The 26,794-nt window shown below is 39.7% G+C and carries 20 protein-coding genes and 3 pseudogenes; 21 read left to right on the top strand and 2 right to left on the bottom strand.

The annotated features are described in order from the left end of the window. Window positions 1–1,001 precede the first annotated feature (1,001 nt). The 4 genes from GT575_RS12310 to GT575_RS12325 are packed head-to-tail and all read left to right on the top strand — an operon-like array spanning window position 1,002 to window position 4,440. Window positions 1,002–1,685: a response regulator transcription factor gene (locus GT575_RS12310; RefSeq protein WP_192934986.1), complete on the top strand. Its 684-nt coding sequence runs from the start codon at window positions 1,002–1,004 to the stop codon at window positions 1,683–1,685. Window positions 1,686–1,736: 51 nt separating this feature from the next. Further along, the gene (locus GT575_RS12315; RefSeq protein ID WP_161172129.1) at window positions 1,737–2,690 is read left to right on the top strand and encodes an ABC transporter ATP-binding protein; all 954 of its coding nucleotides are present in this window, start codon (window positions 1,737–1,739) and stop codon (window positions 2,688–2,690) included. After that, complete coding sequence (locus tag GT575_RS12320; protein WP_161172130.1) at window positions 2,683–3,528, top strand: ABC transporter permease; 846 nt, start codon at window positions 2,683–2,685, stop codon at window positions 3,526–3,528. The genes GT575_RS12315 and GT575_RS12320 overlap by 8 nt, the downstream gene beginning before the upstream one ends. Window positions 3,529–3,531: 3 nt before the next feature. Continuing rightward, window positions 3,532–4,440: a sensor histidine kinase gene (locus GT575_RS12325; protein ID WP_161172131.1), complete on the top strand. Its 909-nt coding sequence runs from the start codon at window positions 3,532–3,534 to the stop codon at window positions 4,438–4,440. A 175-nt stretch (window positions 4,441–4,615) separates the two neighbouring features. Here GT575_RS12325 and GT575_RS12330 read toward each other — a convergent pair whose 3' ends face one another. Then, on the bottom strand, window positions 4,616–5,104 hold the full coding sequence (locus GT575_RS12330; protein WP_243147895.1) for an XRE family transcriptional regulator: 489 nt from the start codon (window positions 5,102–5,104) through the stop codon (window positions 4,616–4,618). Between GT575_RS12330 and GT575_RS12335 the strand changes: the two are divergent. The 14 genes and pseudogenes from GT575_RS12335 to GT575_RS12395 form a co-directional block, all read left to right on the top strand. After that, window positions 5,047–5,235 (top strand): annotated as a pseudogene (locus tag GT575_RS12335) (tyrosine-type recombinase/integrase); the annotation flags it as partial. The gene GT575_RS12330 and the pseudogene GT575_RS12335 sit on opposite strands and share 58 nt — an antisense overlap. Then, complete coding sequence (locus GT575_RS12340; protein ID WP_161172132.1) at window positions 5,232–5,621, top strand: plasmid mobilization protein; 390 nt, start codon at window positions 5,232–5,234, stop codon at window positions 5,619–5,621. The pseudogene GT575_RS12335 and the gene GT575_RS12340, both read left to right, overlap by 4 nt. A 97-nt stretch (window positions 5,622–5,718) precedes the next feature. After that, window positions 5,719–5,826, top strand: a pseudogene (locus GT575_RS15580) (complexin-2); the annotation flags it as partial. Window positions 5,827–6,135: 309 nt separating this feature from the next. Further along, window positions 6,136–6,828, top strand: a pseudogene (locus GT575_RS15215) (plasmid recombination protein); the annotation flags it as partial. A 231-nt stretch (window positions 6,829–7,059) separates the two neighbouring features. Beyond that, complete coding sequence (locus GT575_RS15220) at window positions 7,060–7,755, top strand: hypothetical protein (protein WP_243147896.1); 696 nt, start codon at window positions 7,060–7,062, stop codon at window positions 7,753–7,755. A 21-nt stretch (window positions 7,756–7,776) separates the two neighbouring features. Next, entirely contained in the window at window positions 7,777–8,169 is a 393-nt protein-coding gene (locus tag GT575_RS12355) for a DUF6061 family protein (RefSeq protein WP_161172133.1), read from the top strand. Between the two features lie 232 nt (window positions 8,170–8,401). Continuing rightward, window positions 8,402–12,232, top strand: a complete 3,831-nt coding sequence (locus tag GT575_RS12360) for an NACHT domain-containing protein (protein ID WP_161172134.1) — start codon at window positions 8,402–8,404, stop codon at window positions 12,230–12,232. Between the two features lie 524 nt (window positions 12,233–12,756). Beyond that, complete coding sequence (locus GT575_RS12365) at window positions 12,757–16,386, top strand: AAA domain-containing protein (RefSeq protein WP_161172135.1); 3,630 nt, start codon at window positions 12,757–12,759, stop codon at window positions 16,384–16,386. A gap of 73 nt (window positions 16,387–16,459) precedes the next feature. After that, complete coding sequence (locus tag GT575_RS12370; RefSeq protein ID WP_161172136.1) at window positions 16,460–17,227, top strand: zinc ribbon domain-containing protein; 768 nt, start codon at window positions 16,460–16,462, stop codon at window positions 17,225–17,227. 242 nt (window positions 17,228–17,469) lie between these two features. After that, window positions 17,470–17,991 (top strand): RNA polymerase sigma factor, encoded by a 522-nt coding sequence (locus GT575_RS12375; RefSeq protein WP_192934987.1) that lies wholly within the window; start codon window positions 17,470–17,472, stop codon window positions 17,989–17,991. Window positions 17,992–18,011: 20 nt separating this feature from the next. Beyond that, the gene (locus GT575_RS12380; protein WP_117875371.1) at window positions 18,012–18,734 is read left to right on the top strand and encodes a zf-HC2 domain-containing protein; all 723 of its coding nucleotides are present in this window, start codon (window positions 18,012–18,014) and stop codon (window positions 18,732–18,734) included. 161 nt (window positions 18,735–18,895) lie between these two features. Beyond that, complete coding sequence (locus GT575_RS12385; RefSeq protein ID WP_055224298.1) at window positions 18,896–19,921, top strand: lysylphosphatidylglycerol synthase transmembrane domain-containing protein; 1,026 nt, start codon at window positions 18,896–18,898, stop codon at window positions 19,919–19,921. Further along, complete coding sequence (locus GT575_RS12390; RefSeq protein ID WP_015533463.1) at window positions 19,918–20,214, top strand: hypothetical protein; 297 nt, start codon at window positions 19,918–19,920, stop codon at window positions 20,212–20,214. The genes GT575_RS12385 and GT575_RS12390 overlap by 4 nt, the downstream gene beginning before the upstream one ends. Before the next feature lie 92 nt (window positions 20,215–20,306). After that, window positions 20,307–22,325, top strand: coding sequence for a PAS domain-containing hybrid sensor histidine kinase/response regulator (locus tag GT575_RS12395; RefSeq protein ID WP_161172137.1), 2,019 nt, complete (start codon window positions 20,307–20,309; stop codon window positions 22,323–22,325). A 128-nt stretch (window positions 22,326–22,453) separates the two neighbouring features. On the opposite strand, the gene GT575_RS12400 is transcribed toward GT575_RS12395, so the two are convergent. Next, window positions 22,454–23,776: a sodium-dependent transporter gene (locus tag GT575_RS12400; protein WP_161172138.1), complete on the bottom strand. Its 1,323-nt coding sequence runs from the start codon at window positions 23,774–23,776 to the stop codon at window positions 22,454–22,456. A gap of 239 nt (window positions 23,777–24,015) precedes the next feature. Between GT575_RS12400 and GT575_RS12405 the strand changes: the two genes are divergently transcribed. From GT575_RS12405 to GT575_RS12415, 3 genes are all read left to right on the top strand, one after another. Then, entirely contained in the window at window positions 24,016–24,528 is a 513-nt protein-coding gene (locus tag GT575_RS12405) for a DNA-deoxyinosine glycosylase (protein ID WP_192934988.1), read from the top strand. A gap of 157 nt (window positions 24,529–24,685) precedes the next feature. Then, entirely contained in the window at window positions 24,686–25,522 is an 837-nt protein-coding gene (locus GT575_RS12410; RefSeq protein WP_015533460.1) for an undecaprenyl-diphosphate phosphatase, read from the top strand. 117 nt (window positions 25,523–25,639) lie between these two features. Continuing rightward, the gene (locus GT575_RS12415; RefSeq protein ID WP_161172139.1) at window positions 25,640–26,788 is read left to right on the top strand and encodes a glycosyltransferase family 2 protein; all 1,149 of its coding nucleotides are present in this window, start codon (window positions 25,640–25,642) and stop codon (window positions 26,786–26,788) included. Window positions 26,789–26,794 lie beyond the last annotated feature (6 nt).

Genomic DNA, 26,794 nt, shown 5'->3' on the forward strand with positions numbered 1-26,794 from the left:
AATGCCTTAAAATGCGAATGTAGGGGTTAATTCGTAATATGAATATGATTTAGTTGCATTAACTTTGTCATTCAAGCTCGGTATCGACTGCCAAACCAAAAACTCCCGTTCTTAAAGAAGGACTTTCATGTAAAAAACAGTTATGCCGATTTTATGATTGAAGATATAGAGATTAGTATTTCTATTTATGATGGAGAGGATTTTGCTATTGAATTTAATCATTTTAGAAGTATAAAAGGTTGCTTTGATAAAGATAGCAATATCGAGATCATGGAAAATACTTTGAACGAGAAAGAGAACATTTTTTATACCGAAAATAATGAGATGATAGAGGATGTGTTAAAGCAGTTATTGGAAATTCATAAAAATGTATATCGGCATTAGTAAGATGGCGAATATAAATAAGGAATAGTAGTTGTATTTAATTTGTCTGAAGTGGTTACTGTTTTTAATTATATACTGTTGCTTTTCTAAGCAAAACCGTTTATAATCTGAATCGGAACATATTGTTATTATCCACAGTTACGGAGCGAGTGTTATCAACACCGATAACAAACTGATAACATTAGCCCATATAGGCAGGATAATATGGATAAATCAAATAATTGAAAGAAAAGCGAACACGGCAACCAATAATCTCTAAACAAAATTGATTAGTAATTGTCGAGTTCGAATAACAGATTAGAATGCCGAAAGCCTGTATTTATGCGGGCTTTCGGCATTTGTTTTATCAAATGGCTCTAGTTTGGCTCTATTTGTGGGCGGGATAAGGGTTGCGAAAGCACTGATGGAGAAATAAAGGCATAATGGTAAGGAAAAAGTGATATATGCATCTTGGAAGCACAGCAATACTGAAAATTATAAGTTCAGCTGGAACAAAAAGTATGTTATGTACTGGAGAATTCCGGAGATCTGTGGGGAGTAATTGCGGGAAAAAAGGGAAAAGCGTATAATGCAAGAAAATAATGTTTTCACAGTGTAAAATAGAGGAGAGAACTATCATGCAGAAAATACTGATTGTAGAAGATGATACAAATATCAATAATCTGCTTCAGGAAGCATTATCCAAAGCAGGCTATTCCTGTGAGCAGGCGTTTTCCGGAACTGAGGCAAAGCTGCTTTTGAATATGCAGGAGCATAGCTATGCACTGGTGTTGCTGGATTTGATGTTGCCGGGAATTACAGGAGAAGCAGTTCTGGAGGAAATACGGAAAAAGGGAAATCTTCCGGTTATTGTTTTGACTGCGAAAGATGGCTTGGATGAAAAGGTAAAGGTTTTAACTAGTGGGGCTGATGATTATATAACGAAACCTTTCGAAATCAGAGAGGTACTGGCAAGAATTCAGGTACAGCTTCGTCATACAGAAGAAAAGGAAATAAAAGAATCTAATCTTTCGTTCAGAGAGATGGTATTGAACAAAGCTACTTTTCAGGTCAGCATTGGTGGAAAAATACTTCCTAAGATAACAAGACAGGAGTTTGCGATTTTAGAATTACTGCTCAGAAATCCGAAGCAGGTTTTCAGTAAAGAGGACATTTTTGAATATGCGTGGGACGAACCATATATGGGTGAAACAAAAACTCTGGATGTACATATAAGCAATATTCGTAAAAAGATAAAAACAGTTACATCTGAGGAATATATTGAAACAGTCTGGGGAATCGGTTATCGTCTTCATCTATAATCTTTACTCTTTTTTTACTATTTATTTGCGTTTGATTAGGATTATTCCTTTATGATAAATGCAGATAAGAAAAAGGAGATGAAAAACTTGAGCGAAATGTTATTGGAAACAAGAAATTTGACTAAGCAATATGGACACCATAAAGCTGTGGACAGTGTCAATATGCATATTAAAAAAGGTGCTATTTATGGTTTTATCGGTCGGAATGGAGCTGGGAAGACAACTTGTCTGAAGATGATCAGTGGACTTTCCAAGCCAACTTGTGGAGAAATCGAGATGTTCGGATACAAGGGAAAGGATTTGCAAAAAGTTCGATCACGGATAGGATGTCTGATTGAGGCACCGGGACTTTATGGAAATATGACTGCATATGAAAATCTGAATATCAAATGCAAGCTGTTTGGAATAAAGAAAAAAAGTTATATTGAAGAAATATTGAGAATTGTCGGTCTGGAGGATGTGGGAAAGAAAAAAACAAAACATTTTTCACTTGGAATGAAACAGCGTTTGGGAATTGGTCTTGCTTTGGTTGGAGAACCAGATTTATTAGTTCTTGATGAGCCAATCAATGGATTGGATCCACAGGGTATTGCAGAGATCCGGGATACGATTCAGAGACTTCAGAAAGAGAAGAATATGACAATATGCATTTCCAGTCATATTCTTGAGGAATTATCGAAGATTGCTACTGATTATGGAATTATTCATAATGGAAGTTTATTACAGGAAATTACAAGAGAAGAATTAATAAGAAGATGCAGTGAACGGATAGAGTTGACATTGGATCATCCGAAACAGGCGATTCCGGTGCTGGATTCTATGGGATTTACCAACTATCAGGTAACAGATAAAGAGCATATTCATATTTTTGAACGATTGAATGAAAGTGCAGCGTTGAATATGGAACTTGCAAAGTCAGGAATTCCGGTAAAAGGGATTTCCATAACCAGTGAAGAACTGGAAACTTATTTTCTGAATCTGACGGGAGGTGCGGATCATGCTTAATATAATAAAAATGAATTTATACTGGATGCTTAAAACCAAAAGTATGTATGTAATCTGGATCGTACTGGCAGCAATATTATTGATTACAACATCTTTATGCAAGACAGATTATGAGCTTTTGACTGAAAAGGATGCCATGAAACAGGAGCAGGTTACTGAACCTACTGTGGATAATATTAATGTGGGAATGATGGTAACGCTGCCTACGGAGCCGGGAGAAAAGGTGACGGTATATGATATCTTTTTTGCCAATTCCCAAGGAAAATTGTATGCACTGCTTTTGGTGATTTTTACTGTTCTGTTTTCAACAGCGGATATCAGTAGCGGATATATTAAGAATATAGGAGGTCAGGTTAGAAATAGAGGAACTCTGATTTTTTCCAGAGCAATTGCCTTGGCTGTCTTTACGGTACTGACAATGGCAGGTGCATTCTTATTTCAGGCAGCGGCGAATGGTATTGTTTTCGGGGAATTGGAATGGGGAAATACAAAGGCAATTTTATCTTATTTTGTGACTGAACTGGCTCTTCATTATGCACTTGTGCTGATTTGTATGGCGATTGCAATTATTTTGAAAAATAATGTAATCAGCATGGTCATTGCTGTCTGTCTTAGCATGAATGTAATGACCATTGTGTATGGGGTGATCAATAGTGCCATTCAAAAAATAGGAATTCAGAATTTCCAGATTTATAAGTATACGATAACAGGAAAATTATCACTGCTTCCTATGAATCCGAGTGGAAATGAGTGTTTGGCGGCATTTGGTGTGGCAATAGTGTTCATCGTTATGATGATATCAGTAAGCAGCGTTGTTTTTCAAAAGAGGGATATTTAACGGATGTATATCGTAATTGGGATATTAGCAGGAATTATTATCTTACAATTTATTATTATGTGGAAATACCAGCGGCAGGTGAAAGACATCTGCCGCCAATTGGCGTTTATGATGAAACATGACAGTAACATGTTGATTAACCATGAATTTGATGTGGGTGGAATAGGAAAGCTTTCTGACAAGTTGAATGAGCTTCTGGAACTGCGAAGAAAAGAGAAGCAGCATTATCAGGAGAAAGAAGCTCTGATTGCGGACACTTATACAAATCTTTCTCATGATATCCGCACACCACTGACATCTTTGGACGGATATTTCCAGCTAATGGAAGAATGTGAAAATATAGAGGATCAGAAACGTTATTTAAGCATTATCCACGAAAGAATTCATAGTCTGAATGAAATGTTGGAAGAACTTTTTATGTTTACAAAGTTAAAAAACGAATCTTACAGTTTGGAATTGACATTGTGCTGTATGAACCGGATTTTGAAAGAAACAGTTTTTTCATACTATGATGAATGGGTAAGAATGGAAATTCAGCCGGATATTCAGATTACGGAAGAACAGTTGTATATACATGGAAACAGGCAGGGACTCTGCCGTGTTATCCAGAATGTGATAAAAAATGGGCTGGATCATGGAGAAAAGAAGATTAGCATTGTGTTGGAACGTTCTCAAAATCAGGCGGTGCTTAGAATCAGCAATCAGGTTACACATCCAGAACAGATTAATATAGATCAGGTATTTGAGCGATTTTATAAAGCAGATGTTGCCAGAAGTAAAACATCTACTGGATTGGGACTATCTATTGCAAAGGAGTTGGTTAGTCGGATGGATGGAGAGATTGAAGCAAAAATAGAAAAAAAAGAGTTTATTGTTGAAATGAACTTTCCGATTGTAACCGATGCTAAATAGTATTTTGCGACGTAGAGGGATAATCAATAATTTTTATTTATCCTTGCAGAAGCATTAGCTCTTATGTTAGGGTACTCTTTAAGGAAAGTACCCATGACAGGGCGTTAAGCGTCTGGGGGTGCTTTCTGTTTAATTAGATATTATCATCTTATGTTTGATAATTCACGAGGTTTCACTAATTTGGATAATTTTTTACAGTAAGGCGGTCAGTGCCTTTTTTGACAACCATATTGTCATCAAGCAGGTGTTGCTTGATTTCTTCGATATTTTCATTGATATGTTGCAAACTGTCAGCATACTCTTCTTCTGAATATTCATCTTTAGCATTTAGCATATTTTCACGAATTTCCAAAGCTTTCATATAGGTACAGAGTTTTTTATTGATGAGGTTGTTCTTAAAGGACAGCTTAACAGTAGCAGGTTTGAAATTGCCCTCATCGTCCTTATCTGCCTCAAATTTCATATCAATTTGATCATCCAGTTTAAACAGTAATGATAATACATCAGAAACTGTTTCTATATCAAAATCCATGAAAATGTTAATGCTGATGCCTAATGCATTGGCAATCTTTAAAAGCTGGTCAGGTTTTGGATTACGGATTCCATATTCATGATTTGCGTCACAGCCACGCATCACTTCTGGTGGAGCTTGGATTTCAGCCATTGGCAATAGCAGAGAGGTTGGGACATGAAAAGATAGAAACAACATTAAATACTTATTCACATTTATACCCGAATAAGCAGGCAGAACTGGCAGACAGGCTAGAGCTGGAGAATGAGGAGGACAATCTATGAGCGGAGTACACAAACATCCAACAATCAGCTTTTGTGTATCGGACAGGGAGCGGGAAATGATTGAAGCCAAGATACTTGCAAGCGGTATGCAGAAGAAAGATTATTTTGTACGCTCCTGCATTTATAACAGAATATGTGTTGTAGGAAAGAAAGAGGTCATTTACCAGCTTGTAGAGGAATTGCAGAATATGCAGACAAATCTCTCAGAACTGGTAAAACAACTGGAACAGCAGGTGGTAACACTTACTGCTGATGGATTGGAAGATATGCGAAATGACGGTATGGATATGTTACAGGCAATTATTGCAATGCTGGATGGTGCAAAGTATCTCTGGCAGGGAGTACAGATTGATAAAGAAAAAAGTCCTGACAGCGGTAACTGTTAGGACTTGCGGTAACAAAAGAAAACCTCTGTTACATCTGTAAATACAACTAGAGTATAGCAGAGGTTCTTCTTAGGAGCAAATAAAAGATTGGTAAATGAGAGAATTGTATACAAAATATAAGACTGCACCAACGGAAGAAGAAAAGGAAAAAGCTCGAAAGGAATATTTGGATAGACGAGGTGTGCCGGAGAGTTTTCGGTGGTAGTTTTTCTTAAACATATATAACGGCTGCGTGTCACGCTTTCGTTAAAATTGATAAGGAAAATGTGATGTGTTTGATACAGTGGAGGCTTGTGTACATTGACTGCCGCAGGCAGAAAAGCTCCCGGCAGGGCGCAAAACCTGATTAAGAATAGCTTGCTATTCTTTTCAGGTCTGCATTTTTGATGGCGGAGCTGTCAAAAGTGCTTTTGCGTTACTTTCGACGAAAGTAACAAAGCCAGAGCGAGGAAACCTCGCTCTATGCCGATATCCGGCACTAATATGACAGATAAAAGAAAGGGGAAGATTGCCTATGGAGAGAACGATAAGTGCAATGATCGGAAAAGGTTCTGTGAACCATAATACCAGAGCATTTACAGCTAAGAATGTAGATAAAAACAGAAGTGCTAATAATATAGAATTTTGCCAGGAAGATATTAAGCAGGTTTATCATAAATTATTTGATGAAGCACTGGAACGATATAATGCAAAACAGAAACGGAAAGATCGCATGATTGATAATTACTATGAAAAAATCAGGAGGGGCAAGCAGGAAAAGTTATTTCATGAAGTAATATTTCAGATTGGAAACAAGGATGATATGAATGCCAGAAGTGAGGACGGAGTGTTGGCAAAAAAGATTTTAACGGAATTTATGGATGAGTTCCAAGCTAGAAATCCGAACTTGTATGTATTCTCGGCACATCTGCATATGGATGAAGAAACACCGCATCTGCACATTGATTTTGTACCATATATTACAGGTAGTAAGCGAGGACTTGATACAAGGGTATCATTGAAATCTGCACTGGCGGCAGAAGGCTTCACTGGTGGCGCTAGAGGTGCTACCGAATTAAATCAGTGGATTACATCAGAGAAACAGGAACTTGCGACAGTCATGGAGCGATATGGTGTGGAATGGCTGCAAAAGGGTACACATGAGAAACATTTGTCGGTGCTTGAATTTGAAAAGAAAGAGCGGGCAAAGGAAGTGGCAGAATTGGATAGCCAAAAACAGGAAATATCTTCGGTGGTTTTACAACTTGGGGAAGCGGTTTCTGCAAAGAAACAGGAATTGCAAAATGTTACTATAGAAAAGGAACTGGCTGAGGAAGCTACATAGAAGGCAAATGAAGAGAGAACTATAGCACAACAGGAGAAGGAAGTACTGCTTGCAGGTAATAAGAATTTGAGGATGGAGAATACAAGGCTTGAAAGTCGCAAAGACAGACTTCGCATGGAAAATCATGATTTGAAGCAGAAGCAACAAAGATTACAGGCAGATAATGAGGAATTGGAACAACGACATGAAGATTTACAATACACGAATAGTGAATTACAGAATGCGAATGACCGATTATCTGATGACAATCATACTCTGGAGCAAAGAAACGATGCATTGCAATCGGATAATCAGGCATTAAGACAACAATACAATGATTTGCAACAGAGTAATGTTCAGCTTGAAAGGCAACAGAAAGAGCTTAAAAGCAATATAGAGAAGATGGTTCGATCAGAGGAATTATTACAACGAGATGTGCGTAAGTATGATGAAGCATCGGAATGGCAGTTGCCGGAGCCAGGAGCATTTACAAGTGCGAAGGCGTTTCGGGATAAGGTGGTATTGCCACTTGTGAATAAGTTGAAGTCTTTGGTGAAAAATCTGACAATTCAGTGTGTAAGGCTGAAAGAGGAAGTCCTGAAACTGAGAAAAGAGAAGAGAGAACTTTTGGAAAGTGTGGAGTTTTATAAGGGAAAGATTAGGGATATGAATGAAAGGACAGAGCTGTTGCAGGAAAAGGCGGATGATCTGGAGCGTGTGAAGAGATATGCTGGTGCAGAGCAGATTGATACGATTATTCGTAAGGTAAAGGAACAGGAGCGTACAGAACAGCAGATAAGACGGTATGACAGGTCTTATGGGACAAGATAATGGGAAGGAATGATTGATGATATGAAAGATAATCAAATGGATAATATCGTGGAATGTGCTTATAACATGGATAACGGCTATGTTGAGGTGTGGTTTATAGATGGAAATATATTGCGGATAAAGTGCGAAGAAGTGGAGGCTGCTCTGAGGACAACGGAGCAGTCACTGGCGAAGCTGTATAGGTTGTTGGATAACAAGCCAATAGAGTATGTGGCAATGGCTTTGTCCGGGGAAATGCAGGCATATTGTGATATTGAGGATGAGATGGTTAAGGGAATGTTCGGAACGATTGTGCAGGGGTATTTGAAAAAGGGGGATAATCGGGCTACGGCGGAGATGATGGCTAGGGAGTTTTTTAGTTATGGGAGCTGGAATAATAAATATATGTGTGAAAATATAAGCGGTTGGAACTAAAGGAGAGACAATGAGATGATAAGAAATAATAGTAGGTACATAGTGTGCTAAAGAAAATATGTTTGAGCAATCTTCAAAAAATGTAGAAATCAGGTAATAGATGTTGTAATATAAAATAAAAGAGTGCCATTTAAGTTATTAAAATATTGTAATACAAATAATAGGGAGTTAGTACATTTTTATCTAAAGATTATAGGCAAATAAATAAAACAATTTTTATAGGAGGAAAGTGATGGATAAACAAATGATGGATAAGACGTCATTTTCGGGGATATGTAAAATTTTGAAGGATAATAAATATGATATTTGTGATTGTATTAATGGAGTATTTGAGGTTGCACTTCTTTTTTTCCCAGGAATGATATGTAAGGATGTGGCATTTATAACAAATGTTGTGAATGGGGCAACAATACTTGGTGCAAAACCAATTATTGAAAAATCTATAAAGAACATTGCAAAAGTATTTACGAAACAAAAATTTACAGATTTTTCTACAAAATATGAGCATGCCCAAATTGCACAGGTGCTAATAGTTTTTGCAGCATATTTTGATTCTATGAAGTTATATTTGCCAGATGAAGAACGTAAAATTAAAATATCTTCAAAAGAAAAACAGATATTGACAGATAATAGTATATCCCAATACATAAATTTAATTGAGGATAATTTATCAAAGAGTGCAGAACAAACAGCAAAAGATATTTTTGAATATAACTTATCTATACCTGATCCAGTTGAAAATTTAAAAGATTATTTGGAGCAATTGAAAAAGTTCTATGAAATATTGAATAAAGAATTTTTGAAATTTTATGAAAAACTATCTTTTTTTGATGAGATGAAAGAAGAAAAAAGAGAACATTTCTTGACGATAATACGTGAATTGCCGGCTAAAGCAGTAGAAAATTATGAAAAACAATATTATCAATTGGCAGTTAATTTTAATGATTTTTTTGTATGGACTAATATAGAAGAACATAAAAAATTACAAAAAAAATTAGATGTTGGATTTGGAGAGATTGCTAGGCTTATATCAGATTATTGTGAGAAAAATTCTGATTCAAAGGCAAAGAATACATTGGAACAGTATCGAAAAAAATATAATTCTTATGTTGAAACTCCGCTTGTGGATGTTTCAGAAATGGATTTTTATTCAACTCATGAAATGGTTTTTCCAAATAAAAGTCAAATATTTGTTCCCCAAAGTTTCAGAGCTTTAACTTATAAAAATAACATACATTTAGAAGATAAAAAAACATGGGAAATGTGTGATGAGAGGGATGATATTGGTAAATTTGTAAGTGATATATTACGTCATTCGGTTATAGGTTCCTTGCCATTATTAATTTTAGGACATCCTGGGGCAGGAAAATCATTATTATGTAACATGCTTGCTGCTCGGATATTACATCATGAATATCATGTGATTATTGTTAAATTAAGAGATACTGTTGCAGAACAAACAGTACCTCAACAAATTAATCAACAGATAGAAAGAGATTTTTCTAATGGTTGTAAATGGAGCGATATTGCAGAAAGTGGATTAGAAAAACCTATACTAATTATATTTGATGGCTATGATGAATTATTACAAGCAAGTGGAAGAACTTATTCGGATTATTTACAAAAAATAGTAGAGTTTCAAAAGCAGCAAAAGGATATTTATGGAATATTTGTAAAATGTATTGTGACAAGTAGGATAACATTGATTGACAAAGCATTAATTTCTAATAATTCTCCTATAATAATGTTATCTGATTTTGATGATAAAAGAGTAAAACAATGGTGTCAAATTTGGAATGAAAAGAATAAAGATTATTTTATTCAAGTTAATCTTGAAGAATTTGAAATTGATAGTTCGAGTAAGGTCTCTGAATTGTCGAAGCAACCATTATTGTTATTGATGTTAGCACTATACGATTCAAATGATAATGCTTTAAAAAGAAATAAAGACTTAAATGAGACACAGTTGTATGACAATTTGATACGTGAGTTTATTTCTAGAGAGAAAAGAAAAGATGATGAATTTAGAAGTTTGCAACCAAATGAGCAGCAGAGAATAATCAATGATGAAATGATAAAAATAAGTATCGCGGCGTTGGGTATGTATAACCGAAAAATATTATACATACGTTCAAATGAATTAGAGAAAGATTTGCAATTTATATTGCAGGAAAATAATACAGATAATGATTTGAAAAATAGTGAATTGTCTGAAAGCGATAAATTGTTAGGGAGTTTCTTTTTTATACATAAATCTAATTCAACGGATGTTGTTAATAGAGAAAGGGTATCAAATGCAGCTTATGAATTTTTACATAATACATTTGGCGAATTTCTAACAGCAAATTTCATAGTGAATGAATTGGATTCTGTTCTTTCGTGGATACATACGTTGGTAGAAAAGAATAGACAAAGTCAATGGAAATTGTGTAGTCAAAGAGCTTGGGTTATTTGTATGGCTTATGCACCTTTGTTTTCACGACCAGTTGTTGTGCGAATGATTCATGAATGGGCACCAGAATATTTTGAGAACAAAAATATTGAAAAGGTTAATGATGACTTAGAGAGTCTCCTGGATATTGAAATTGAAAATGTTGTTAGTGGTAACATTATTTTTGATTTAAAAGAAGTAATGGATGAAAAAAATAATCCATTTTTTCATGATAAACTTTTAAAACATTTGGCAATATATAGTTTAAATATTCTTATCATTAGAACAGTTTTATTTGATAATAAATATCAATTTAAGTTTAATGATGAAATATGGAATAAATTATTATGTATTTGGAGATATGCTTTTTCTGAAGATGAATTATTGAATTTTGCGAATCAATTTACAACTAATAAAATTAGTGATGCATATGAAGTTTCCTATGAGGGAGAAAGTGGAAGTGTTTCTCAAAGCCAAGTGGCTAAATATTTGCGTATTAATTCTGCTATTGGTGATAGTACTTTATATGGAATTATGGGCTCATTAATCGGTGAAAATGCTACAGGTAAGGTAATACGTGCAATAGAGAATAATCAATTAAATATCCGTGCAAGGTATTTGTGGAACTATTGCTTAAATTCATTGGTTTATTCTAAATATAATCAATATGAGTTGATAGATATTATTTGTAATATTAATGATTTTAGTTGGGAAGAACGAGATGCTCAATATATTTTATGCAGTTATATACTTATCGATGAATTGTTAAAAAATAACATTATTAGACTAGATAAATATAGTAATATAAAAGTTGTTAAAATCATTATACGTTTGTTTGAAAATTTAGAGCAGTTTAATTTTTATTATAGGAATCAAAACTATTTCTTTATTTTCGATATTGTTTCCAATTTATTAGATTATGTTCAATTAGAGGATGAGGATATTGGAAGACTATTGAGATGCATTGGTTGGGGACATCATAGATTTTATGATTATGATTTATATTATGATTTGAATTTGATTAATAAGATTATTAGAAAGGAAGGTGTTCATAAAAAAAGAGGAGTATTAAGAGATTTTCCAGATATTCAATACATTGAAGAATATGTGGAGCGGATGATGTATACAATACAAAAACGTCATAAAGTTTCGTCTAAATTATTAACAGATTTGTTGGAACTTGTAGATAATTATGTGCTTTTAGGCGATTATGTAGGAAGTAAGCGAATAGGAAATATTTATTTTACCATGTTAGAGGAAATGCTTTATGAATATTATAGGCAAAGGAAACTTTCGTTCGAACAAAAAATGTTGACTATAAAAAGCGTATATATAATGTTTGAAAAGGAAATTGAATGCAGAGAAGATTTGGTTAATATTTTCAGTGAAGTAGTATGCTCGATAGACTTAAAGAAACTTTATGATAAGGATCAAGTGGTTTTTAATAATTTATTAGTGATAATAAATAACTATGTAGTTGTTTGCAAAGATAATATCATAAAGGATATAATTTGGGTAGTAGAGCATAGAGGTGGGCAGCTATCTTTAATGAATTATAGACAAATCAAAATATTTGCACAAAACGTAAATTGTGATAGGTTGCTGGATTCTATAGAACAATTATTAATTTAGTTTTTATTTACTAAAATATAGGAAAAAATATTGTATGGCTGAATTAGGACAGATATGAGAGAAATATTCGATATTTGATGTCAATATAAAAAACGTTGAAATAATAGCTGAAGCAGTTTGTGTAGATCATGTACATCTCAGAGTAGTAAATCCGCCCCAAATAATTATTTCAAATTTTATGAAGGGTACTTAAAGGGAAAGAGTGCGTTGATTAGCTATGACAGAAATTCCTAATTACAAAGTAAATTGGATAAAGTGTTTGGGGCAAGAGGATATTACGTGGAAACAATTGGTGATATCACTGATGAAGCAGTTCAGAAATATATAAACGAGCAAGCAGAGGATTCGAGAGAAGAAGATACAAGAAGTACCGTTTTGTAACGGATTGGTGGAGGAGTTTGCGATACCGCCCTTTTGAGAGATCAATAGCAATAGTCCATTGGAGGGCTGATAATAAATAACCACTTGAAGTGGTGGTTACTAACTTAGTCATTGCACTAGTTACACCACAAGGAGCACACCAAATGGAAAACAAGCAAAAGGCAGCAGTCCTGGAAATCTTAAACTACTGGAAAATCACAGAATTTCTAGGTCAGACCGACATTCCACAGGAAAGTTCAGAGAACAAAAAGCTAATTAAAAATATTAAGAATGGCAAAGAAGTTAAGGCAGAGAAGATCGAGGTCTTCCTTGATTTGCCAGTTTTGTCGGCTTCTGATATAGATCTGGAAATGATCCTGGAAAATGACAGGGAAGACTATGCGAAGTTTCCTTCGGTTGGTGATGGGATCCATTTTTGTCTGGGGAAGGTAGAGCGGAATACAGTAGTTGATTATCTTGAGAAGTTTATAGAGGATAAATCCGATAATCCTGAGATAGCTTATCCCCAAAAGAGCGCGATCGCATGGTGCTCATTCAAGACAGATACGAAAGGTGTGTATCTTCAGAACAGTTTCAAACTGTCACCAATACTGTGGGCAGTTGCCAAGTGGGATGAGACAAGAGCGCATAATAGTCATGACTTTTCTCTCGATACTAGCGAGTATGAAGAACTTGTTGGAGAGATCGATGAGGAACTGCAGGACCAGAATGTCGATGAGTTCATTTCAACCATATATGAAAAGATTTTTAACGAGTATGTGAAACACAGGTTCTTAGATGACCCTCAGGAATCGATGGGAATTGCCGAATACAACAGGTATGCGAGCGAACAGGCCAGAGATGCGGACGAGGATGCATTTGACTATGCGGATCTGGGTAAAAGCTTCTTTTTGAATGACATTATCCAATTGTCAGAGCTGGTTCAGAACGGGAACTTTGGCGATGGGAATGAATATGAGAAGAAAGTGATCGAGTACATTCTGGCAGGGTACGAAAAGTCGAAAGGCCTAGACGATTTACCGAGAACGATCATCTCGCCGGATGCGGGAAAAAGTGAGATGAAGTTGTTCTTTGACAGAATTCTTAACGTTACAAATTCGCCAAGGGGAAAATGGCCGGCCAAATATATGCCGGCGTTGATGCAGCAGGTTGCAGTCAATATTGCAATCAGACAGGACGGGGATGCTCCAGTTTTTTCTGTAAACGGACCTCCCGGAACGGGAAAGACTACATTGCTCAAGGAGATCGTGGCAAGCAATATTGTTGAGCGTGCCAGACTCCTCGCTGAGAACGCAGAAGATCCAGACTCTTTATTTGAGATGCATTCATTTTCGCATGGACCGCTAGAGGTAAATGCGAATGCCTATTACCAGTATGCGCCTCATTATTATTCGATAAATGTTGATGAGATCAACAATTATAGTATGCTGGTCGCGTCATGTAACAATGCGGCGGTGGAAAATATCACGATAGACCTTCCGAAGTCGAGGGATATACTTGGCAGTCTGGAGTCGTCTGGGGATGACGAAGAGGAGATCCGCTGCGGTCTGGATGAGGTTCATGATTTGTTTGATATCAACAAGTCAGGTGATGTGGAGACTATAACCAGATATGGTAAGAGCCATGAAGAGAAGGACATTTATTTTACGCGTTATGCGGATAAGCTTTTAGGCGGAGCTGACTGCTGGGGATTGATATCCGCTCCGTTTGGCAGAAAGGCAAATATCCGTAAGTATTGCAATTCGGTCCTGAAGCCATTTGTGGAGGACTACAGATCAAATGATGTCAGAGAGCAGCATAAGGCAAAATATCTGGAGGTAAGAAAAAAGTTTTTATCTCAGTACAAATTGGTTGAAAACTTACGAAAAGAATTAGGACAGATCTGTGTTCTGGCAGGTTCGGTTCCTGTGGAGCTGCAGGAAGATGCACCAGAGGATTTGTCATGTGAAATAAGTGATGTGGAAAGAAAGCGGCAGATGCTTGAGCGTCAGTTATTTGCTGAACAAAAAGAGCTGATCGAGCTTGAGGAAAGCAGACCGAAGGGATTATTCGTAAGGCGTAAGGATACATCCGCAAGAGATATATTCATTCAGGAGAAGAAAGCGATAATATCAAAACTTAATGAAGAGATAACTTCTTTGAACAACAGGATATCAGGCCTGCAGAATCTTCAGGAATACCAGCGGTGTATTTCAAAATACTCGCATGGGCAGATGAAGATGACCCCGGTGGACGCTGTATTTATGGAACGTTATGTATCCGGGGACGACAGGCTGTCAACAAAAGCGCAGATAACCAATCCATGGTTCACCGCACAGTACAACAGAGAGCGTGAAAAGTTATTCTTGTATGCATGCAAGCTTCATAAGGAATTTGTCATTTCTTCAAAATGTATGCGGCACAACATCATCAACCTGATGATAGCGTGGAATGTGTTTGATGATTGTGGTGAGAGGATGAAGCTTGCAGACAGAGAAGAAGCCATGCCGTACATGCTTCAGAGCATTTTCCTGCTCACCCCTGTAATATCCACAACATTTGCTTCTGCGCAGACATTCCTGGGCGATGTGAAGAAAAGCGGAGTGCTTGGAACTCTTATCGTCGATGAGGCGGGACAGGCACAGCCACAGATGGCAGTTGGTGCGATGTTCAGATGCAGAAAGGCGATCATAGTCGGAGATCCAAAGCAGATCGAGCCTGTGGTTACCGCAGAGACTGATATGATAAAACAGCTACTTACCGCGGAGATATTGGCAGGTTACAAGGATAAGAAAATCTCTGTGCAGGCTTTTGCTGACTATATAAATCCGTATGGAACTTATCTTGGAAAGGATGAGGAGAAAGAGTGGGTAGGTTGCCCACTGGTAGTCCATAGGCGCTGCATTGACCCGATGTACACAATCTCAAATGTGCTTTCATATGATGGAACTATGAAGCAGCAGACGGCAGCTCCTAAGGAGGACAGGGCAAGAACATTTATCCTGGACAAGAGCTGTTGGATAGATGTAGCAGGTGCTGAGAATTCGGGCAAGAAGGATCACTTTGTCAAGGCGCAGGGCGAGCTTGTTCTGAAACTACTGGAGAGAAAATTTGAAAGGGATCCTATCGATATTCCGAGGCTGTTTATCATCACTCCATTTACATCGGTGAAAGATAACATGACGGAGATGATAAAGAAATCGGAGTTATATGGAAAAGAGCCAAGAGTCAGAAAATGGCTTAATGCCAATAACATTGGAACTGTGCACACTTTCCAGGGCCAGGGAACGGATGAGGTTATATTCCTGCTCGGATGCGACAGCAAATCTATGGGAGCAGTCAACTGGGTGAACAATAATATCGTCAATGTTGCAGCGACAAGGGCGAAGTTTAGATTTTACATGATAGGCGATAAGTCGGTATGGATGTGCAAACCGGTGAGGGTTGCGAGAGAATGCACAGCAAAGATACTAACAGATAAAGAGGTTGCTGAGCTGCTCATCGGTAAGCCCACAGAGATCATCGGTAAGCCCAAGGAAGCCAGCGATAAGCCCCAAGAGATCGAAGCTATATCTGACGGTACGCAAAAAAAAGGCACTAAGACCTCCGATCATTTAAAGAAGAACGGCAATAAAATGCCGCAGGACTCAAGTGGAGATATTAAGTCTGCACCTGCAAAGATGTCTATGATATGCCCGGAATGCGGGAAAAAGTTGGTTGAAAGATCGGGGAAATTTGGCAAATTCATAGGTTGCTCGGGCTTCCCGAAATGCCGGTTTACGCAGTCGGTATAGGAACAGAGCAACACCCCGTTGCTTTCCCCAATCCCCGCAATCTGTTATGATATCCATAACGGAGGTGAGTACAATGGAGACAAAGGACGTTATATTAGAACTTCGAACCAAACGGGGATTATCCCAGGATGATCTGGCAGAGAAAGTCATGGTCACAAGGCAGGCGGTGTCACGTTGGGAAAACGGTGATACAGTGCCGAATACAGATACGTTGAAACTGCTCTCAAAGGAATTTGATGTATCGATAAACACTCTGCTTGGCGAGCCGAGGAAACTGATATGTCAGTGCTGTGGAATGCCGCTTGAGGACGATGCCATTATGGGGCGGGACAGTGATGGTGCGCTGAACGAGGACTACTGCAAATGGTGTTACGCCGACGGCACCTATACCTATAGCAAAATGGATGATCTGATCGATGTATGTGTGAAGAATATGGTGGGGGAGAATTTCACTGAGGAGCAGGCGAGAGCATACATGAAAGAGCTTCTGCCAAAACTTGATTACTGGAAACGATATGAGTCACTCAGCGATGACGGACAGTTTGAGACATTTAAGAGGCAGCTTATAGATGAGATAAATGCCCTTCAGATAGAGGGGATGCCACGCCTTGAAAGACTCAATGCGCTTGTTGGCAAATATGTGAATCTCGAGTATCGTCTGCCAAATGGCATGAATGTCAAATTCCTTGATGACGAGAAAACATATCTGGGAAATCAGCTGGAATGCGAATTCGGCGGAGACAGATACTTTGGAGTTCTGGCGGATATGGATTTTATTTTGATATCGACATATGAGGCGGAAGGGACAAATCCGGAGCTGGTTATGTACAAGAAGAGATAGAATAGCTGGTGCCGAATATATTGCAGTATTACAAGGCAATTGAATACTGTAGATAATTGGATTTTTAAACTGGAAGAGAGGTGAAGTTATATTTTCATCTCTCTTTTTCTGTGTAATTTATAGGAAAAGTGGCAGAGTAAAAATAATAGCTGGAATGAAATTCGACAAAAATATGTATTACTTTTATCTTTTTGTAACGTTTTTCAATTATACTGGTCTTATATGTGAAGGGAGGTAAAAACTTGGCGTCAGGAAAAGAAAAAAATGGAATAGATGAAATATACGAAAAGTACTACAAAGACGTATATCGTTTTGTGCTGGCACTGTCTAAGAATCCCCACATAGCCGAAGACATAACACAGGAGACATTTGTTAAAGCGATAAAAGCTGTGGATCGGTTCAAAGGAGACTGTGATATAAAGGTCTGGCTCTGTCAGATAGCCAAGAATACATACTTTACATATGCGGGCAAACAGAACCGGGAGCAGGTGGATGGTGACGCGGTAAATAACCGGTCAGAGTCACAGGCTGCACTTATGGGGGCTGCGGAGTATGATCTCATATCAGAGACGGTTGATAAGGAGCAGGCTATAAAGATTCACAGAATACTGCATGATCTGCCGGAACCGTATAAAGAAGTGTTCACGCTCAGGGTATTCGGTGAACTGAGATTCGGACAGATCGCTGATATATTTGGTAAGACGGAGAGCTGGGCGAGAGTGACATATCACCGTGCCAGAATGATGATAATGGATAAAATGTAACAGAAACAGGAGGTATAATAGTGAATAAAGATTGTGAAATTATAAAAGATCTCATACCACTTTACGTGGATGGCGTGTGCAGCGAGGAGAGCAAGGCAAAGGTTGAGGAGCATATAGAGCATTGTCCTGATTGCCTGATGACGGTTGAGCGCATGAAATCACATCTTGTGCTTCCGATGGAGGATAGTTCAGGTGTAAAGGGATTTAAGAAATTTGTAAATAAAAAGATAAGAGGAAGAGCGCTGGCGGTTATATTGATATTTGTGCTGCTCTGGATAGTGCTCAACTGGGCGATAACCTGCAGGTGGACTGAGGTTTGGCCAAAGATGACATCGGAGGGGATACAACAGGCTGCCCAGGTTGTCGAGATAGACGGAATGTTGTACCTTCACCAGAATGGACTTGAGGGAATGGGACAGATAGTAGATATAAGCACTTCAGATGAAATGGATAGCGGCGTATTCAAATTCTATCTCGGGGAGCAGGGGCTGACATCACTTGATATATTTGGAAATGCAAGGTCGTGGATGTCAAGTGAGGCGTATCAGAGCTTTGGAGGATATAGAGAGGGCGCGGCTGTCCCTCAGACAGAACATAAGGATACAGGCAGTTCAGATATATACTATGGCGATGAGGAGCCAAGAGTTATAAATAAGATTGTGTATTGCCACAAGGATGGAACCGAGGTTGCGACTCTCTGGGAGGAGAACCAGAATCTGCCGATCCTGAACAGTGAAAAATAGAATGTGTATGCCACATAAAACTCACATTACAAATAATTAAAGTAAAAACCAACCTTTTTTGCCATTTAATTGAATGATCCATGATATACTAGCATTGTGCATGACGTTCACGCTGTATTTAAAGGGGTATTGCCCCAGTTATGAAAAGGATAGTAAGCTAAATGGGAAATAAGAAAAAGATGGTGTTCAACGTATTGTTCCTGGTTCTCATATTTGCCGGAACGATATACGGAGTGTTTCACGGCGAGGATATAGGACAGATATCTGATATACTTCAGACGGTGAATCCTTGGTGGCTCATACCGGGAGTGGTATGTGTTGTGGTATTTATATGGGGAGAATCAATTATCATTCATTATATGATGCGAAATCTTGGAGTGAATGTAGGCAGGGGAACCTGTTTCCTGTTCTCGTCGGTTGGATTCTTTTTCAGCTGTATCACGCCATCTGCATCAGGTGGACAGCCGGCTCAGATATATTATATGAAGAAAAAGAAGATCCCTATTCCGGTGTCAACTCAGGTACTGCTCATAGTGACGATCATGTACAAGCTGGTGCTGGTACTTCTGGGACTTGGAATAGCTATATTTGGACAGAGTTTTATACATACATATATAGATGATGTGCAGTGGGTATTTTATCTTGGACTTGTGCTGAACGTTGTGTGTGTGGCAGGAATGGTGCTGTTCGCATTTCACCCGTCGCTTGCAAAGGCATTTGTGGTGAATGGCAGTAGACTTCTTGAGCGGATGAAGTTTTTAAGACACAAGAAGTCCCGTGAGGAAAAGCTCGCGGCATCAATGGAAAAGTACAACCAGACTGCGGATTACATGGTAGGACATTTCGGGATGCTGGTGGTAGTGTTCATTATAACAGTTGTGCAAAGATTCTCACTATTTGCAGCTACATGGTTTGTGTACAAGGCGTTTGGACTTTCAGGATCATCATCATGGCTTATCATTCTCATGCAGGGAGCCATAGCAGTTGCGGTGGATATGCTTCCCCTTCCGGGTGGTATGGGAATCAGTGAAAAACTCTTTATGGAGATGTTCTTGCCGATATTTGGCAGCACATTGCTCCTGCCGGGCATGATACTCAGCAGAGGACTGGGATACTATACTGAGCTGATAATCAGTGCAATATTTACAGTGGTGGCAAGCTTTGTGATAGGAAGGAGATCTGAATGAAACCAAGATCAGAGATGAGCATGGAGCTCTATGAGATGATGCTTGACCGGGGATATCCCGAGGAGTTCTGTGATCTCATATCAAAGAATCTGAATACGGATTTTACGGCGGGCAGGATGATGGGCTATCTGTCGCATTATCAGGAGCTGCCTCTTGAGGAGATTGTGGATGAGATGTTGTCCATTCTCGCAGACCGGAACCGTATCATGCAGAAGAAGCAGCTTGAGAGCAACAATGCCGAGTGGAACCGTTTTCTGGAGGAAGGCTTCGGACTGGATGAAGATGATGAATAATCTTTATAATAGTTGAGTTTCTTAACTGGTAAAATCTGTCGTTATATGGTACAAATATTTATAGAAAAGTATATGGAAAAAGGATTGATATAATGACGGAAAATGAAGCTAATCAGAGCGCTGAGGAACAGGAGAAAAAGGTACAGAGTGAGATAGAAGAGACCCTGGCCGGGGCCGGTATTGGTATGTGGACCATGGTGCTCATGAACGACGGCAGATCCATGCTGTATGCGAACAAGAAGATGAACGCTCTTCTTGGAACGACTGATGATCTGTCGCCTGAAGATAGATATGTAAAGTGGATAGCAGGCATTACTGAGGAGTCACAGCAGGCCACCGCTGAATACATGGAGACCATAAGACGCGACGGCAAGGCTGAGGTTATATATACCTGGATGCATCCAACCAGAGGACTGTTGCACATAAGATGTGGCGGTGTTCGGGACAGGAGTTTTACCGATGGCATAAAAGTCAGAGGCTACCATCAGGATATAACCGCTGTGCGCAATGCGGAACAGGCTCACAAGGAGAAACTCCGGGAGCAGGATTCGGTTATCAAGGCTGTTAGCAGCATATATTTTATTGTGTGTATATTCGATCTTCAGACCGGTAAGGTGCGGGTTATCAAGGAAGGTGATACCTTCAGAAAGCCGGCACAGAATGCGGATTACGAAGCAGGAAAGACAATAGAAAATGTGATAAATGACTGTGTGGTTGAAGAGGATCGTGAGCAGATGCGCAGATTCTACAATCTGGACAGGCTGGCGGAGAAACTCAGGACGGAGAAGAGCGTCAGTAAGGATTTCCGGGACACTTTATATGGCTGGTGCCGTATAACGGCGATTCCAGTCAGGACGAATGAGGAGAGTGAACTCACCCGTATACTCATAGGTGTTCAGGAGATCGACGAGGAGAAGAAGGAGGAGATCCGTGCCCAGAAGCTGCTTGCCGAAGCTTACGAAGAGGCCAAGCGTGCAAATACAGCGAAGACGGAATTTCTTTCACGCATGTCACACGACATAAGAACACCTATCAACGGAATCCTTGGAATGTCACGAATTGCCGAACAGTGCATAGATGACAGGGACAGAGTGATGGATGCGCTGTCCAAGATAGATGATGCTGGAAAACAGCTTGAACTGCTCATCAACGATGTGCTTGATATGAGCAGACTTGAGAGCGGAAGAACGGAGCTCACCAGTGAACCGTTTGACATAATAAAGGTTTTGAGAAGTGGATATGATCCGATCCTGGTCATGGCACAGGAGAACGATGTGAAGCTTACGGGTGCTCATTTCAATATAAAGCACAACATGGTTATAGGCAGTCCGCTTCATCTTCAGCGGATCTCTCTCAATATACTGACAAATGCCATCAAGTACAACAAGCCGGGCGGAACGGTAGAGGCGTGGATGGACGAGATACCTGTAGACGGCAGGCATTCCAATTATGTGTTCAGGATAGCTGACACAGGAGTTGGAATGAGCCAGGAGTTCATCAGCCACCTGTTTGAGCCATTTTCAAGGGAGCACACTGATGCGGGAACAAAGTATCAGGGAACAGGTCTTGGCATGGCTATTACCAAGGAGCTTCTCGACCTCATGGGTGGAAGCATAGAGGTTGATAGTAAGCCGGGTGTGGGTTCTACATTTACCATGAAGATACCATTTGAGATCTGTACAGATGTCGTTGAGCCGGAGAAGCCAGAGGATCACGAGGCAGTCAGACTTGATGGAATGAAGATACTGCTGGTTGAGGACAATTCGCTCAACATGGAGATAGCAACATTTATGGTGGAGATGGCTGGTGCTGTTGCCACAACTGCGGCAAATGGCCGTGAGGCTGTTGAGATATACAGATCACATCCGGCTGGAAGCTTCGATGTGATACTCATGGATGTGATGATGCCGGAGATGGATGGCCTTGAGGCCACCAGGCAGATAAGAAGCTCAGACCTTGAGGATGCCGGAACCATTCCGATCATTGCCATGACTGCAAATGTATTCGCAGAGGATGTGAAGAAGTGCAAGGCGGCGGGCATGAATGAGCACATAGCAAAGCCACTTGATGAGGATAAGGCATTACATATAATTGCGGGATACAGACATTAAACACAATAAGATACACGATTAAAGAGATAATGATACAGTAAGTAAAAAGCAGTCTGCGGACATCGCCAGTGTTATACATGGTGATGATCCGTCAGACTGCTTTTTATTAATTATATTGAAATGTCTGTCTAGCCGATGCCTCCGAGAAGGATACCAAGTATCAATACAAGGAGACATACAGGACAGTAGATGTATTTGCATATAGGCACGAACTTCTCTGTGAACTTCTTTTCCCTTCCGGTGTTGACCTGTGTCTCAACATATTTCTTGCCACATACCCAGAAGAACATGATTCCGGCAAGTCCTGCGCCAAGTGGGCAGATGTAGATGGACAGTACATCCATCCAGTCAGATACGATACCCTGTATACAGATGGATACCACAACTGCTATGACACCGATGATGGCACATGCAGGTTTTCTGCCAACTCCAAGCTTCTCCTGCACCGTTGCGATTGGTGCTTCGTACAGGTTGATTAGTGATGACAGTCCCGCCATGAACACAGCCACAAAGAAGAGTATGGCAACAATATAACCGCCAGGCATGGACTTGAACAGGCATGGCAGATAGATGAACAGCAATCCCGGGCCGCCCTGGTTGAGCTGTGCTCCGGCAGTTGCCATGGCAGGTATGATTACCAGTGCGGCAAGCATGGCAGCAATCGTATCGAAAAGTGCAACACGTCCGGCAGCCCCCGGTATATCCTCATCGTCTGGCAGATATGAGCCGTATATCAGAGTTCCGTTTCCCGCAACTGAGAGTGAGAAGAATGCCTGTCCCAGCGCAAATATCCATGTCTTTGGATCTGCAAGTACATTTGGCTCTATGCGGAAGATGTATTTGTATCCCTCTATGGCTCCCGGCTGGCATGCCGCATATATGGTCAGGATGATGAACAATACGAAGAACGCCGGCATCAGGATCTTGTTGGCCTTCTCAATACCGTTGCCCACGCCGAACATAAGGATGGTGATTCCGATGGCAAGTGCAATGATCTGCCATGCATTGTTGCCAAATGAAGATGCCATTCCGCCGAAGTTTGAAGCAAAGCCGTCTATATCCTCCGGTGACAGTGTGCTTCCGGTGAAAGCTCCGATCATGTATTTCAGTATCCAGCCCATGACGACCGTGTATCCGATGGCCATTGCCAGTGCGCCGAGCACAGGTATGCCGCCCAGCAGTTCACCGAGCTTTCGCTTGCCCTTTTTCTCCATGGCGATTCCAAATGCATCGATTGGACCGGATCTTGTAGCTCGTCCGAAGCTCATCTCTCCGATAACTCCGGTGAATCCGATGAGTACCACAAATATAAAATATGGTATGAGATAGGATCCGCCTCCGTACATGGAGACTCTTGTAGGGAACATCCAGATGTTGCCCATGCCCACGGCAGAGCCGATGCAGGCCAGGATGAAGCCCCATTTGTTGTTAAAAGATTCTCTCTTTTTCATGTATAATTCCTCCCATATGTGTTCGTTACCGCATTGGCGGACCTCCCTCATAGTCCGTAAATTACGTTAACTTAATTAATATACATGAATATCATTTGGAAGTAAATTAAATAATGTGGATATGACTTAAAACATAGCTGCAAAAGCAAGAATTTAATTGAAAAATAACCGGCAGGTGGCGTACAATGTACCAGAAAAATGGAAAAAGTTATTTGAATATTATCTGAGAGGTGAGAAGATTGACAGAGGACAGATATGAACATATAGTACATCCATTTCCCCCACTATACGACGAGAAATCAAGGATACTCATACTGGGAAGCCTGCCATCGGTGAAGTCCAGGGAGCAGATGTTCTTCTACGGACATCCGCAGAACAGATTCTGGAAGGTCATCAGCAGAGTGCTTGGCGAGAAACTTCCGGTGACCATAGATGAGAAGAAAGCCATGCTGCATGCACACCACATAGCCCTGTGGGATGCGATCTACAGTTGTGACATCATAGGTTCAAGCGACAGCAGTATAAAGAATGTTACGCCCACGGATCTGTCGAAGATAGTGGAAGCTTCCAAGGTCACAAAAGTGATATGCAACGGCAAGACCTCAGGAAAGTATTATGCAAAATATCAGCAGAAGATACTTGGCATAGAACCTGTTGTACTTCCGTCCACAAGCCCGGCAAATGCTGCGTTTTCAGTGGATAAGCTGGTTGACATCTGGGGTGCTGAGATACCGGATATATGCAAATTATAGACAGAAGATAAACTCATACATAACATTTTCTAAAGCTTTCTGTAGAATGATGTACAACGAGTGAGAATATGTTATCATAGAGACCGCAGCCGGATTGAGTCAGATATCCGCTGTGAATATAGAATATTCATAATGAAGTTAAAAGGAGAGAGAAGAGATGGCATTAAGTTTTATCGAGATACTTAAGGTAGTATTCCTTGGTATCGTGGAGGGAGTCACAGAGTGGCTCCCGATCAGTAGCACAGGACATATGCTTCTTGTGGATGAATTTATCTCACTGAATGCGAGCACTGATTTCAAGGAAATGTTTTTCGTGGTGATACAGCTTGGAGCGATACTTGCTGTCGTGACCATATTCTGGAATAAGATGTGGCCTTTCCAGCTCAAAGACAAGACACAGCCTGTCATGAAGAAAGATACCTGGAGTATGTGGTTCAAGACAGTTGTTGCATGTATACCTGGAGCGATAGTTACGATACTGTTTGATAATTACATAGAGGCGCATTTGCACACAGCGGTTGTCATAGCGATTGCCCTTATTTTCTATGGAATAGCATTTATTGTGATTGAGAACTGGAACAAGACCAGAACACCGAAGGTTGAGACGCTGAACGACATAACATACAAGACAGCATTTCTTATAGGTATGTTTCAGGTGCTCTCCATCATACCGGGTACATCCCGTTCAGGTGCCACCATCATAGGCGCTCTGCTCATTGGTGTATCAAGAGTGGCAGCAGCGGAGTTCACATTCTTCCTTGCGGTTCCGGTTATGTTCGGACTCAGTGCTCTGAAGATGATCAAATTCGGACTGTCATTTACAAGTGCTGAGTTCGCTATACTTATTATAGGTTGTGTCGTTGCATACCTTGTATCCATTGTTGTCATCAAGTTCCTGATGAGCTACATCAAGAAGCATGACTTCAAGATATTTGGCTGGTACAGGATCGTGCTCGGAGTTATAGTTCTTGCATATTTTGCCTTATTTGCATAGCTTATAAATAAATAAAATCAAAAATTGCATAATATATATAGTATGTGCTATAATGCCCATGAATTGTGCATTATAGCACATATTAACATTGTGATAAAATTTTATGGGAGAAGAAAGATGGCAAAGGTTTCAATCATCATTCCAACATATAACGTAGAGATGTATCTGGTGGAGTGTATGGATAGTGTTGTAAATCAGACATTGAAGGATATCGAGATCATATGTATCAATGACGGATCTACAGACAGTTCACTTGAAATATTAAAGGGTTATGCGGAGAAAGACGACCGTATCATTATTGTTGACAAGGAAAATGGCGGTTATGGAATAGGCATGAATATCGGTCTTGATAAGGCTACAGGTGAGTATATTGGTATAGTTGAGCCTGACGATTTTGTGCCACTTAATATGTATGAGGAACTGTACAACAAGGCGGTTGAGAACGACCTTGACCTTGTAAAGGCAGATTTCTATAGATTTAAGCGCAACGATGACAATGGCAACATGACTTTGGTGTACAACCACTTGTCACCGAATGCAGAGGATTATAATGTTGTGTTCAATCCAAGCGAGACACCAAGTGCGATCCGTTTCATTATGAACACATGGAGTGGAATTTACAAGAGAAGCTTCATAGAGGAGTATCATATCAGACACAACGAGACTCCGGGAGCATCATTCCAGGACAATGGTTTCTGGTTCCAGACATTTATATATGCCAAGAGAGCTATGATAGTGAACAAGCCATATTATATGAACCGCAGAGATAACCCGAATTCATCTGTTCACAGCAGAGAGAAGGTATACTGTGTCAATGTTGAGTATGATCACATCAGAGATATACTTGTAAAGGATCCTGAGATCTGGGAGCGTTTCAGAGGCGTATACTGGCTCAAGAAATACCACAATTACAACGAGACGATCAGGAGAATCGGACCTGAATTCAAGAAGGATTATATAAGAAGATACAGCTCCGAGTTCAAGAGAGCAATGGAGATGCAGGAGATTGATCAGACTATATTTACAAAGCTTGAGTGGGCGAACATCCAGTTTATCATCAAGTCCCCTGACGATTACTATTATACAAGGATCGCATGTACAGATCGTGAGCGCAAGCTTAAGAGAGAAGTCAAGAGACTCCGTGGTCTGGTTCATCAGACCCGTGCAGATCTGGACAGAGTGAAGAAGACACCTACATTCAGGATCGGTGCGGTCATTATGTTCATACCTAGAAAGATCAAGAGTTTATTTAGTCGAAACAAATAGAGGTAA

Source organism: Coprococcus sp. BIOML-A2, from assembly GCF_009875795.1.
GTDB classification, from domain to species: domain Bacteria; phylum Bacillota; class Clostridia; order Lachnospirales; family Lachnospiraceae; genus Coprococcus; species Coprococcus aceti.

Bases quoted from the DNA above. Each gene is read 5' to 3' on its own strand.
- GT575_RS12320 (WP_161172130.1), top strand. From the start codon at position 2,683: ATGCTTAATATAATAAAAATGAATTTATACTGGATGCTTAAAACCAAA.
- GT575_RS12390 (WP_015533463.1), top strand. From the start codon at position 19,918: ATGAAACCAAGATCAGAGATGAGCATGGAGCTCTATGAGATGATGCTT.
- GT575_RS12325 (WP_161172131.1), top strand. From the start codon at position 3,532: ATGTATATCGTAATTGGGATATTAGCAGGAATTATTATCTTACAATTT.
- GT575_RS12315 (WP_161172129.1), top strand. From the start codon at position 1,737: ATGATAAATGCAGATAAGAAAAAGGAGATGAAAAACTTGAGCGAAATG.
- GT575_RS12360 (WP_161172134.1), top strand. From the start codon at position 8,402: ATGGATAAACAAATGATGGATAAGACGTCATTTTCGGGGATATGTAAA.
- GT575_RS12385 (WP_055224298.1), top strand. From the start codon at position 18,896: ATGGGAAATAAGAAAAAGATGGTGTTCAACGTATTGTTCCTGGTTCTC.
- GT575_RS12400 (WP_161172138.1), bottom strand. From the start codon at position 23,776: ATGAAAAAGAGAGAATCTTTTAACAACAAATGGGGCTTCATCCTGGCC.
- GT575_RS12310 (WP_192934986.1), top strand. From the start codon at position 1,002: ATGCAGAAAATACTGATTGTAGAAGATGATACAAATATCAATAATCTG.
- GT575_RS12340 (WP_161172132.1), top strand. From the start codon at position 5,232: ATGAGCGGAGTACACAAACATCCAACAATCAGCTTTTGTGTATCGGAC.
- GT575_RS15220 (WP_243147896.1), top strand. From the start codon at position 7,060: ATGGAAAATCATGATTTGAAGCAGAAGCAACAAAGATTACAGGCAGAT.
- GT575_RS12355 (WP_161172133.1), top strand. From the start codon at position 7,777: ATGAAAGATAATCAAATGGATAATATCGTGGAATGTGCTTATAACATG.
- GT575_RS12330 (WP_243147895.1), bottom strand. From the start codon at position 5,104: ATGGCTGAAATCCAAGCTCCACCAGAAGTGATGCGTGGCTGTGACGCA.
- GT575_RS12370 (WP_161172136.1), top strand. From the start codon at position 16,460: ATGGAGACAAAGGACGTTATATTAGAACTTCGAACCAAACGGGGATTA.
- GT575_RS12410 (WP_015533460.1), top strand. From the start codon at position 24,686: ATGGCATTAAGTTTTATCGAGATACTTAAGGTAGTATTCCTTGGTATC.
- GT575_RS12365 (WP_161172135.1), top strand. From the start codon at position 12,757: ATGGAAAACAAGCAAAAGGCAGCAGTCCTGGAAATCTTAAACTACTGG.
- GT575_RS12415 (WP_161172139.1), top strand. From the start codon at position 25,640: ATGGCAAAGGTTTCAATCATCATTCCAACATATAACGTAGAGATGTAT.
- GT575_RS12395 (WP_161172137.1), top strand. From the start codon at position 20,307: ATGACGGAAAATGAAGCTAATCAGAGCGCTGAGGAACAGGAGAAAAAG.